This window comes from Flavobacterium sp., assembly GCF_004295795.1.
In the GTDB taxonomy this organism is placed as follows: domain Bacteria; phylum Bacteroidota; class Bacteroidia; order Flavobacteriales; family Flavobacteriaceae; genus Flavobacterium.
Window position 1 is genome coordinate 124,357 of the sequence record NZ_SEBR01000004.1, and the last position, 11,216, is coordinate 135,572.

Annotated in this window: 8 protein-coding genes and 2 tRNA genes; 8 read left to right on the plus strand and 2 right to left on the minus strand. The window is 46.8% G+C overall.

Translation table 11 applies throughout. The annotated features are described in order from the left end of the window. Nucleotides 1-109 precede the first annotated feature (109 nt). Nucleotides 110-4,567, minus strand: coding sequence for a translocation/assembly module TamB domain-containing protein (locus tag EOO49_RS04005; RefSeq protein WP_290842946.1), 4,458 nt, complete (start codon nucleotides 4,565-4,567; stop codon nucleotides 110-112). Nucleotides 4,568-4,772: 205 nt separating this feature from the next. Here EOO49_RS04005 and tsaD point away from each other — a divergent pair, with 205 nt between their 5' ends. The 6 genes from tsaD to EOO49_RS04035 all read left to right on the plus strand — a co-directional run bounded on the left by tsaD (nucleotide 4,773) and on the right by EOO49_RS04035 (nucleotide 10,088). After that, nucleotides 4,773-5,795 (plus strand): tRNA (adenosine(37)-N6)-threonylcarbamoyltransferase complex transferase subunit TsaD, encoded by a 1,023-nt coding sequence (gene tsaD / locus EOO49_RS04010; RefSeq protein ID WP_290842948.1) that lies wholly within the window; start codon nucleotides 4,773-4,775, stop codon nucleotides 5,793-5,795. Continuing rightward, entirely contained in the window at nucleotides 5,795-6,499 is a 705-nt protein-coding gene (locus EOO49_RS04015; protein WP_290842950.1) for a 16S rRNA (uracil(1498)-N(3))-methyltransferase, read from the plus strand. Before tsaD ends, EOO49_RS04015 begins: the two co-directional genes overlap by 1 nt. A gap of 91 nt (nucleotides 6,500-6,590) precedes the next feature. Further along, nucleotides 6,591-7,238: a DUF4159 domain-containing protein gene (locus EOO49_RS04020; protein WP_290842951.1), complete on the plus strand. Its 648-nt coding sequence runs from the start codon at nucleotides 6,591-6,593 to the stop codon at nucleotides 7,236-7,238. Nucleotides 7,239-7,242: 4 nt separating this feature from the next. Then, nucleotides 7,243-8,331 (plus strand): AI-2E family transporter, encoded by a 1,089-nt coding sequence (locus tag EOO49_RS04025; protein WP_290842953.1) that lies wholly within the window; start codon nucleotides 7,243-7,245, stop codon nucleotides 8,329-8,331. Nucleotides 8,332-8,333: 2 nt separating this feature from the next. Then, a complete protein-coding gene (locus tag EOO49_RS04030; protein WP_290842955.1) occupies nucleotides 8,334-9,515 on the plus strand; it encodes a class I SAM-dependent methyltransferase in 1,182 nt (393 codons plus the stop codon). Between the two features lie 3 nt (nucleotides 9,516-9,518). Further along, nucleotides 9,519-10,088 (plus strand): hypothetical protein, encoded by a 570-nt coding sequence (locus tag EOO49_RS04035; protein ID WP_290842957.1) that lies wholly within the window; start codon nucleotides 9,519-9,521, stop codon nucleotides 10,086-10,088. On the opposite strand, the gene EOO49_RS04040 is transcribed toward EOO49_RS04035, so the two are convergent. After that, nucleotides 10,085-10,798, minus strand: coding sequence for a M15 family metallopeptidase (locus tag EOO49_RS04040; protein WP_290842959.1), 714 nt, complete (start codon nucleotides 10,796-10,798; stop codon nucleotides 10,085-10,087). The two genes, EOO49_RS04035 and EOO49_RS04040, sit on opposite strands and share 4 nt — an antisense overlap. A 194-nt stretch (nucleotides 10,799-10,992) precedes the next feature. On the opposite strand from EOO49_RS04040, the gene EOO49_RS04045 reads away from it, so the two are divergent. Both EOO49_RS04045 and EOO49_RS04050 read left to right on the plus strand, forming a co-directional pair. Further along, nucleotides 10,993-11,076 (plus strand) — tRNA-Ser (locus EOO49_RS04045). 54 nt (nucleotides 11,077-11,130) lie between these two features. Further along, a tRNA-Pro gene (locus EOO49_RS04050) sits at nucleotides 11,131-11,205 on the plus strand. Nucleotides 11,206-11,216: the final 11 nt, after the last annotated feature.

Sequence of the window (11,216 nt, forward strand, 5' to 3'; positions counted from 1 at the left end):
AGCTATTTCTCGGGCACCATTATTACTACTTTAGCATTTTAAGCATTTTCAAACGTTTTCGTTGATAAGTTTTCGAAAAGGCCGAATTTATCAGACGTTTCGCTCAGAATCACATGCCGTCTTCGGGCGAAGGAACAGCCTGCGAATTCGGTTTTGGAGCCGTAGCAGGTTTCTTTTTCTTCTTTTCGGTTGGCGCGGTGAAGTGCATGCCTTCCTGGATATACGAATCCGGAACTTCCGAATCGGCTTTGTCTACGTCGATCTTCGTATTGAAAAGCTTTCTGATGAGCTCGCGGAAAGTATCGAAATCGACCTCATAAGTAATACCGACGCCTTGCGTATACCCGATTCCTTGTCCTATATAATTGATGTCGTTCTCGCGATTGAACACGCGCAGGTTCATCGTCCCGTCTTCGTTGACGCGATATTGCACCTCGACATCGCCAACGATCGCCGATTCGTTCACGCCGCCAACCGGAACGCCCACTTTTCCGTTTATCGAAATCCGGTCTGAAACCTGGGTGGAAATGTTCACGCCCACTCGCCCATCGGCTTCCGTTCCCGGACGTCTGTCTGCCGCGACGAAATCAAGTCCTACCTTGATATTGCTGTCCGGATCCTGGAAAATGTCGCCGATCAATCCGCTTGCGGTCTCGAAAAGGTTTCCGGCGAAATCAGACTCGTTCACGCCTTCCGGACTCAGGAAAGTTCCAGACGATAGCAAGTACAAAGCCTGCGTCTGTCTCGTGTCCTTATCGTCGAGTTTATATTGGATCTCAGATTTGAGAACCGAACTCACTGTTGGGAAATTGATGTTGAAATCAGGTTCCGGACTCGCAAGGTTTCCGCGCACGCCAATGACGACTTCCACCGGAACTTTTCGGTTCACCGATGGATTGTCGAGCAGGATCGCAGGATTCGCCGTCGTCTTGTAAACCGCTTCGAGGTTCAGGACCGCGCGCATCGGATCGCCTTCCCAAGTGATCGATCCGCCTTTCTTGAGCGAGAATTTCTTGTCGATAAGTCCGCCGTATTTGAAATTATATGTTCCTTCGTAAGCCTGGAAATCGCCCCACATGTTGAATTTCCCGAGCGTGTTTATCTTGAACAGCAGTGATCCAAAGCCTTTTCCCTTGATGCCGTGGCCGGTATTTCGGTCGATGATGACTTCCACTTCGGCATCCGGCGTGATGTCGAAATCGAATTCCAGCTCGAGTCCGTTGTAATTCCTGGTTTGTTCGGCGATACCTTTCTCGAGATTGTATTTTTCCTTCGGACTCAAAAAGTGGATGTAACTTCTCGATCCCGTGGATTCGGCGTTGTTTATAGGAACTTTTATCGACGTGCCTTGCATCGACTTGGCATCGACCTTGATGAACAACCCGGTTGTCGGACCCGAAATCGAGGCCGTTCCGTTGATGAAAGCCGTTCCGTAATAAGCCGCGTCCTCGCTGTCTTTCGTATCAAGTGCAAGCAATCTGTCGGTCTGGATGTTCAGGTCAAGCGCCCATTCGGAGAACTTTTTGTGCTCGATCTTGCCTTCGAGCGTTCCCATCGTCTTGAATTTCGTATCGGTGATTTGCGTATTCCTGATGATGAATTGGCTTTCGGTCACATCGACTACGGAATGTCTGTCCATCTCATATTCAGTATTCAGATACGGAACTTTGAGCGAAGTCTCGTCCATATAAAGTCGTCCGTTGATTTCCGGATCGCTGAACGCGCCTTCGATCTTGGCGTTTCCGGACGCAAATCCTTTGATGTCCGAAATCGCATCGCCCGCAAGCAAAGCATTGAGCATCGCCAGATTGAACTTGTTGAAACGCAGGTCGATGTCAGATTTTGTTTGTCCGCCGCTCACCGAAATTTCCCCATCGGCGCGGAAAGACTCGAAGTTCTTGTTTTCGAGAACCGAATTCACGTAGAATTTCTTGAACGATTCGTCTCCGTCGACATCCAGCACTAAATTCCCGAGTTCGGTCTCGTTCACGGCCAGATCGTTTATCCTCACGGAAGACATCGGCTGGTAAACTTCTCCGTCCTGTTTGAGGCTGACGGTGCCGTTAAGGCTTCCGGCCACTCGGAAACTTTGGGTCGCAGGCGTGAATTTCGACAGATCGACATGATCGAACGTAAGCGATAGATCCTTATATTTCTTGCCTTTGAGCAATCCGTTGAACTTGATGCTCTGTTTTTGGTTCGACAAGGCAAAATTCTCGAAACTGAAGTTCTTGAAAGTGCGGTCGATCACGACTTTGTTGCCTTCTTTCGTGTCGGGCTCGTTCATGAACCACAGAAAATCCTTGTATTTGAGTTCCGATTTATCGAAACCGATGACCACATTCTTCTGTTTGTCGATGGTGTGATACAAGTTCAGGTTGTAGTAATCCTGGCTTTTTTCGCCTCCCTTGAATTCGGTTCTCACGAAAAGCGTGTCGCGGGCCGTGACGTTCAAAGCGCTGAAATCTGAAATCTTGTACCATTTTGTCCGAATCGTGTCCATTTCGATAAAAGCGTTGTAAAGCGGATTCTTGTTGTCGACCTGAATCCTTACGTTGTCGAAGTAATTCTCGAACGCGCCGATCATCGGAGAATCGAATTTGAGCTTGAATTCGTTGTTGTCGGAATTGATGCTTCCGGCGATCTGCGTATTCGGCCCGACCGTGATTCCGGGAAGGAAAATCTCGAGAATCTTGTTGTAGACCGAAAGGTTGAATCGCATGAATTGCCCTTTCGCGATCTTGTTCGGACTGTAATTCGCGTAAAGGCTTCCAAGCGAATTCTCGACCATTTTCGGGACTTCGGCAAACTTGTATTTCCCGACGATCTCGCCTTCGATGATATCGGGAGAATTGATCGCGATCGTCCTGACCTTGTTCTGGTCGAATGAAATGTTTATCGCAAAATCCTCAAAGTAGTAAGTGTCGCGCTTGTTTTGGTAAGACGTTTGGTTGATGTGGATATTTCCCTGCAGGTCGTCAAGCGAATTGCCCGAAATCTGCGTAGCGATATCACCTTTGAAAACCGCGATCGAGTCGTTTTTGACCCAACGCATCTTGCCCAGGTTCGCATAATCGATCTTGGCGTGGAAGTCGTACTGGATTTCCTTTTGGCTCAGGTTCACCTTTCCGTTGAAATCCATGAAAAGATTCGGATCGTTCACGAAAACCTGGCCTTCGAAAACGGGATTCGTGAAATTCCCGTTTATGAGAATGTTCGTGTAAAGGTAATCGCGGTATCCGACCTTGAAAATGTCGCCCGAGAAAGACGTGTCCATGAATTCCTGTCGGAAACCTTTTCCGTCGACGTCAACGTCAAGGCTAACGATTCCAAGATCGCGTTTCTCGAGGAATTTCCCAAGCTGGAAATCGTGCAGGACGATGTGTCCGGTGTATTTGGCGTTGTCGATGTTGTCGATGTCTGTCATCACGATCTCGGTCTGCAGATTCCCGAGCGAGGTGGACATCTTGAGTTCGGTATCGATCGAAGTCGTCGTGATTTCGGCCTTTCCGACGATGTTGAATTTTCCGAGTTTCTTTAAACTTGTCGGAAGTTTTTTGCCCAGAACATTCGGAAGCAAATCGACCAAATCCTGATAATCGGAATAAACTTTGTCGAAATTCCCGTTCATGTAGAAATTTTGTCCGGTTTTCCCAAACAGATTCTTGAAGCGAACGTTTCCGATGATTTCCGACCCTTTTTCGTCTTTCAACCGCAGGTTCTCGGCATAAAGATTATTGAGCGTTCCGGTCACGTGCGACTTCATCGTAAAATACTTGTTGCGACCGATGTCCTTGTAAAAATAATACACGTCGTTCGTGGCCAACGTCGCCTGATCGATCCTGATGTCGAACTTCACGCGGTTGTTGAAATCGGCAAAATCCGACTTGACATAAGTGAGCAAAACATCGCCTTTGAGCAACGAATGCGCCGTGTTCAGATCGAGATTCTTAAGGCTGATGTTGGTTTTGTTGTATTTGAAAAGCGCGGTGAGATTCTTCACGTAAAGTCCGCGGTGATCCAGAAACGCCAGCTCGCGGATGTCGGCCGTGACTTCGGGGCCGTAAACCTTGAAATCCTTCAGTCGTCCGTCGAGTTTTCTGAAATCGATGTCTTTCGGATTGGCGCGATTTTCATCGGATAAAACAAACCGGCTGTTCGAAATGTAAAGATTGTCGGCCTTGAGCAAAAATTTCCTGCCCGAAGGTTTCTGTTTCGGCGTCTCGAAAAGCTTGAGGAAATGATCGAGATTCGTTTCCTTTGCGCCTTTGTAGGTTTTCATGTTGAAAGTGAGTCCGTCTGCGCGGATGTCGCCAAAAAGCAGATCGCCATTGTAAAGCTGGCGGAAACTCAAGATGTTGGTCTTGATGCGGTTGGCGTAGACCAAAGTGTCTTTTTTGTAGTCGTAGATCAGTACTTTCTTGAGCTTTACACCTCCAAATACCGAAATTGCAATCTTGTCGATGTGGATGTCCGTTCCGAAATCCTCGTTGATTTTTTCGGTAGCGAACTGCGCGATTTTGGTCTGGACTGGCGGAAGCGAAAGCAAAATGGCGAGCGTGAGCAAAAACAGCAGTAAACCGACGATGGAACGGATCGCTATTTTTTTAAATTTTTTGATACCCGCGAATGTTTTAATTTTGCTTTTTCAGATTTGTTGCCCAAAGATAACATTTGGACTTGTGTAAACTTTGTCGGTTGAGGGCAAAATGTTTCATTTTTATCAACCGTTTCGACAAGTTTTCCGCTTCCACCAAAAAAAGTGCCACACTATGCATCCAAATGATGTATTTATCCTTTCCATTGAAAGTTCCTGCGACGACACCGCCGCGGCCGTACTGCATAACGACAAGGTTTTGTCGAATGTTGTCGCCAACCAGAAAATCCACAACGAGTATGGTGGCGTCGTGCCCGAACTGGCTTCGCGTGCACACCAGCAGAACATCGTTCCGGTAATCGAGACAGCCTTGAAACGCGCGAATGTTGATAAGTCGAAGCTTTCGGCTATCGCTTTCACGCAAGGACCAGGCCTGATGGGTTCGCTTTTGGTGGGCGGTTCGTTCGCGAAGTCTTTGGCTTTGGCGCTCGGGATTCCGCTTATCGCCATTAACCACATGCAAGCCCATATTCTGGCGCATTTCATAGACGAGGAAGGTTTCGACAAACCGGAATTTCCGTTCCTGGCGCTGACGATTTCTGGCGGACACACGCAAATCGTGAAAGTCAACTCGTATTTCGACATGGAAATAATCGGGGAAACCACAGACGATGCCGTAGGCGAAGCGTTCGACAAAAGCGCGAAAATCCTAGGGCTTCCATATCCCGGCGGACCGCTCGTCGACAAATATGCGCAATCTGGCAATCCGAAAGCTTTTGCGTTTACCAAACCAAAAGTTCCGGGATTGGATTTCAGTTTTTCGGGACTCAAAACCGCGATCCTGTATTTCGTCCAAAAAAACAAAGCCCTGAACCCGAATTTCGTCGAGGAAAACCGCGATGACATCTGCGCTTCGATCCAACATACGATAATCGCGATACTGATGGACAAAATGAAACTTGCCGTAGCGCAAACCGGAATCACTCAAGTCGCGATCGGCGGCGGTGTTTCGGCCAATTCGGGCATCCGCAAGGCGATGAAGGACGCAGAAACCGATCTGGGTTGGAAAACCTTCGTTCCCAAATTCGAATACACGACCGACAACGCCGGGATGATAGGAATCGCGGGTTATCACAAATTTCTCGAAGGCGATTTCGAGGACGCGTCGGTGGTTTCAAAAGCTAGAATCGAATTCTGATGCAGTTATTCTACAATCCTGATATTACGTCCGACACAAAAACACTTGTTTTCGACAAGGAAGAAAGCCGTCACATCGTTAAAGTGTTGCGAAAGACATCTGGTGACAAAATATACGTAACCAACGGTTTGGGCTCGCTTTTCAAGACCGAGATTACTTTGCCGTCCGACAGTAAAACAACGGTGAGAATCGTATCGGAAGAAAAATCGAAACCGCTCGACTTTTACCTGCATTTGGCCGTCGCGCCTACGAAAATGAACGACAGGTACGAATGGTTTCTCGAGAAAGCAACTGAAATCGGTATATCCGAAATCACGCCGTTGATCTGCGAAAGATCGGAACGAAGCCAGGTCAAAATCGACCGATTCGAGAAAATCATCATATCGGCCATGAAACAATCCAACCAATATTTCATGCCCAAACTCAATGAAGCCCAAACTTTCAAGGAGTTCATGAAACGAGAAATCAGTCCGCAGAAATTCATCGCCCATTGCGAGGAAACCGACAGGAAATCGTTGAAAGGCGAACTTCAAAAAGGAAGCGACGTGACGGTATTGATTGGTCCGGAAGGCGATTTTACCGAAAAAGAAATCGCATCGGCACTCGAGAACGCCTTTATTCCCGTATCTTTAGGCAATACGAGATTGCGCACCGAGACCGCGGCTGTCGTGGCTTGTCATAGCGCGGTTTTTGTGAATGAGTAGGTTGAATTCTGATTGCTATAAAATCAAATTCAGTCATTTTAAAATAAAAAATCCACCGATTCGTGAATTCGTGGCTAAAAAAATTTGTTTCGTGACCTACAAAAAAATATTCCTGTCGCTTGTCATCCTTTTCCATTTCGCTGCGGCTGCGCAAGAAATCGCGCTGCTGAAATACAGCGGCGGAGGCGATTGGTACTCAAACCCAACCTCGCTTCCGAACCTGATCAAATTTTGCAACCGCACGATAAACACTAGAATTACGGCAAAACCCGCGACAGTCGAACCCGGAAGTCCGGATCTTCTGTCGTATCCGTTCGTGCACATGACCGGTCACGGCAACGTGGTTTTCAGTGACAACGACATCCAGAACCTGAGGAACTACCTCGAAGGCGGCGGTTTTTTGCACATTGACGACAATTACGGTATGGACGAGTTCATCCGACGCGAGATCAAGCGCATTTTCCCGAGCAATCCTCTTGTCGAATTGCCCGCAAACCACGCTATTTTCCAAAAACCGAATCCTTTTCCGCAAGGCATCCCAAAAATTCACGAGCACGATGCCAAACGGCCACAGGCTTTCGGCGTTTTAATAGACGGAAGATTGGCGTTGCTTTACACTTATGAAACTGATTTGGGCGACGGTTGGGAAGACACCGAAGTGCACAACGATCCGGCCGAAGTACGCGAAAAAGCGCTCAAAATGGGCGCCAACATCATCAATTACGTTTTCAACAACTAGCCTTATGACCTCGAACACCATTGCCAAAGGAATTCTCAAAGCGGTCGGCGTTCTGGTCGCGATTTTACTCGCTTTCTACTTTTTGTCGCTGATCCAATCGGTGTTGATCTACCTTGCGGTTTCGCTTGTCCTGACGCTTATCGGGATGCCGATCGTCAAATTCCTCAAGAACAAATGCAAGTTCAAGAACATTTTTGCGGTGCTTACTACTTTGCTTATTTTCGTCGGATTCATATTCGGGTTCATCATGATGTTCGTGCCTTTGGTTGCGAGCCAAGGCCATAATCTGTCGCTTTTGAACACGTCGGCCATCGAGCAGAATGTGATCCAACTCACCGATCAGGCCACGAAATGGCTCGAAAGCCACAACATCGATTCGGCCAAATTGCTCAAGGAATCGAATGTTGCTTCAAAACTCAATTTCAATTTTATCCCGAATTTCCTCAACATCATTCTCGGAACGATCTCAAGTTTTGGTGTCGGATTGGCCTCGGTGCTCTTCATCACGTTTTTCTTTTTGAAGGACAGACGTTTGTTCCAGAACGGAATCAAGATGCTTTTGCCCGAAGCGCACAAGGAAAAAATCCTCAATTCCATAGAAAAGATCGACCATTTGCTCTCGCGTTATTTCATCGGATTGGTATTTCAACTGCTGATCATTTTTGTACTTTATCTTGTTGTTTTGCTGATTTTCGGAGTACAGAATGCGCTGATCATCGCGTTTTTGTGTGCTATCCTGAACATCATCCCTTACGTCGGACCGCTTATCGGATCGATTCTCGCCGCAGTCCTGACGATGTTGAGCAACCTCGGAAGCGATTTCCAAAGCGAAATTTTGCCCACCACGATCTACGTCATGATAGGATTTTGGGTCGTTCAGGTCATCGACAACAATTTGACAGGCCCGCTGATTTTCTCGAAAAGCGTCGACTCGCATCCGCTTGAGATTTTCCTTGTGATTTTGGTCGCCGGTTTCCTTTTCGGAATTCTGGGAATGGTTATCGCCGTTCCTATGTATACGATTCTCAAAGTGATCGCCAAGGAATTTTTGCCCGAAAACAGGATCGTAAAGTTGCTGACGCGAAAAATCTAGCCGTGAACAAGGAGTTGCTTTTGCCCGAAATCCAGCGTTGGATTGTCGAAAACACGAATTCGGATGCCGGGAAATTAGCGTTCTCCAAGAATCCGTTTCCACAAATCGAGTACCGCGAACTGTTGCATCAAGTTGCCACGCGCGCCAAGGCGAAGCACAAATTGCCCACTTGGTTCGCCAACGAACAAGTCATTTTTCCGTCAAAAATTTCGCTTGAACAGACTTCCTCCGAGCAAACTGCCGAATACAAATCGAATCTTGTGTCAGGCGAAAAACTCATTGATCTTACAGGCGGTTTCGGTGTGGACGATCTTTATTTTTCCAAAAAAGTCACCTCTGTCGTGCATTGTGAAATGAATGCCGAATTGTCGCAGATCGCCGCTCACAATTTCGAGGTTCTGAAAGCCGAAAACATCAATTGCGAAAGTGGAAATTCCGAAGAAATCCTGCGAAAGTCTGACGCGGATTTCGACTGGATTTACGTCGATCCTTCGCGCCGAAATGACGATAAAGGCAAGGTTTTCATGCTCGTCGACTGCCTTCCGAACGTTCCTGAATCTTTGGATTTCTACTTTTCAAAATCAGACAACATTCTGGTCAAGACCGCGCCTTTGCTCGATATTTCCGCCGGACTCAAAGAACTTCGCAATGTGGCCGAAATCCATATCGTCGCTTTGGAAAACGAGGTCAAGGAATTGCTTTTCTTGCTTCGGAAAGGATTTGAATCGGATATTCAGGTAAAATGCGTTAACTTGCTCAAAGACAAAATTCAGACATTCGAGTTTTTCGCCTCTGAAATCGAAATCGAAAGCCGGTTTTCGGAACCCAAAAAATTCTTGTACGAACCCAATTCCTCGATTTACAAATCGGGCGCTTTTGACCTTGTCGGACGCAGGTTCGGCCTTGAGAAACTCGATCGGCATTCTCATCTTTACACGTCGGACGAGCTCGTTTCGGAATTTCCCGGCCGGATTTTCGAAGTCGGCAAAGTCATCGCGTACGGAAAATCCGAAATGAAAGAAAATCTTCACGGGAAAAAAGCGAATGTCTCGGTGCGAAATTTCCCCGAATCGGTCGAAAAACTGCGTGCCAAATGGAAAATCCAGGACGGCGGATCACTTTACACTTTTTTTACGACCGTGAATTCCAAAGACAAAATAGTGTTACTTTGCGCCAAAATTTGACAGATGAGATTCCTGATCGCGATTGCGTTGTTTTTTTCCATTACCGTTGCTTTTGCCCAAAAACCTTGTGATTTCTCGGCCGATGTCAAGGATAGTCTTGGCGTTTACAAATCGACTCGCGAATATGCTTTTTATGAACGGGTTTTCGGCGGCACTTCGGCACACATTTTCTTTTCCTTGGTCAAAACCGACGAAACACTCGCGTTGAACGTAAATTTCATCACGAAAAGCAACGATTTCGTCAAGGCGAATTGTCTCGACAAGAACTCGCGCATGTATCTGCAACTCGCAAACGGCAAGGTTGTTACGTTGATTTATGCCGGAGATGAGAACTGCGGAACCAGCATTCGCGACCAGAACAACAAGAACAATCGCATCCAGACCGCCGTTTTCCTTTTCATGAAAAGTACTTACGAGGAACTCAGAAAATCACCAATCGACCTGATGCGGATTCGATATGGCACCGAAACTGTCGACTATATCGTGAAAAGCAGTTTCGTCTCGGAACAGGATGGCAAAACCTATACACCGAACACTTATTTCATCGACACCTTGCATTGCATTTTTGACTAATCGCAATCCCATCTGAAATTGGAAACTTTTTCTTGGGAAGCGCCCGCGAAATTGAAGTGCCACCATTCTGATTTGAGTACGGAAAAACGGTGTTGCGACATGATTTCCTGTAATAATTTGCGGTTATTTTTTACTTGTTCCGACAAATTGATGTAGTCGATTGCGGCTTCGGGTCCGAAGTGGTCGAATTTGGTTCCCATGTCGAGTTCTTTTCCTTCGGAATCTACCAACGAAATGTCTACAGCGCCGCCTCTATTGTGGATTGAACCTGTTTTTGGATTCGCCACATAACTTGGATTCGGGACGATTTTCCACATTCTCTTTTGGATGTCAAGCGGACGGTAACAATCGTATATCTTGATTCTATAACCGATTTTGATGAAGTCCTGATTGGCAGCCAACAAGGCCTGGACGGTTTTGAGCCTCAGGTAGCATTCGGCGCAATCGTAAACCTGACTTTTGAGGAAATTGTCCGATGTAGCATATTTTATGTCGTACACAAAGTCTCGGCTATAATTTTTCAGGTCGACGAAAGTCGTGTCCGGAATTGCAGGCATTTCTATTTTTTTGGCTTTGCCGATCTTTGCATCGTTAGTCGTGGCAATGATGTCGTCTTGCGGCTGAACACCTTCAAATGGCTGCTGATTGCTTTTGCAGCAGACGATCGAAAAAACTGAAATCAGTACAAAAAAGGCAGTAGAGAAACGCATTGTGGCTTATTTTTTCCGAAGTTACTCAAAATCGCGCAAGTTTAGGAAACGGAAAAGTTTGTGTTAAGCATTGACTGTTAACGGATTCGTAAAATGGCACAAAAAACTTTAAAAAAAAGAACGCCCTTTTTTGTAAAATATCGATTGAACGTTTACATTTGCAACCGCAAAAAGATGAAAGTCTTTTTGCATCAGGAGAGGTGCCGGAGTGGTAACGGAGCAGATTGCTAATCTGTCGACGTGCAAACGTCGCCAGGGTTCGAGTCCCTGTCTCTCCGCTTTTAGGTTACATTTAGTGCTGCAAGCTGCAACTGCAACTGCCGCTAAATATTCGGGGTGTAGCGTAGCCCGGTCATCGCGCCTGGTTTGGGACCAGGAGGTCGCAGGTTCGAATCCTGCCACCCCGACGAAGGAAATC

What these genes read in the sequence shown, in the direction of transcription:
- tsaD (WP_290842948.1), top strand. Translation starts at nt 4,773, where the DNA reads ATGCATCCAAATGATGTATTTATCCTTTCCATTGAAAGTTCCTGCGAC.
- EOO49_RS04015 (WP_290842950.1), top strand. Translation starts at nt 5,795, where the DNA reads ATGCAGTTATTCTACAATCCTGATATTACGTCCGACACAAAAACACTT.
- EOO49_RS04025 (WP_290842953.1), top strand. Translation starts at nt 7,243, where the DNA reads ATGACCTCGAACACCATTGCCAAAGGAATTCTCAAAGCGGTCGGCGTT.
- EOO49_RS04035 (WP_290842957.1), top strand. Translation starts at nt 9,519, where the DNA reads ATGAGATTCCTGATCGCGATTGCGTTGTTTTTTTCCATTACCGTTGCT.
- EOO49_RS04040 (WP_290842959.1), bottom strand. Translation starts at nt 10,798, where the DNA reads ATGCGTTTCTCTACTGCCTTTTTTGTACTGATTTCAGTTTTTTCGATC.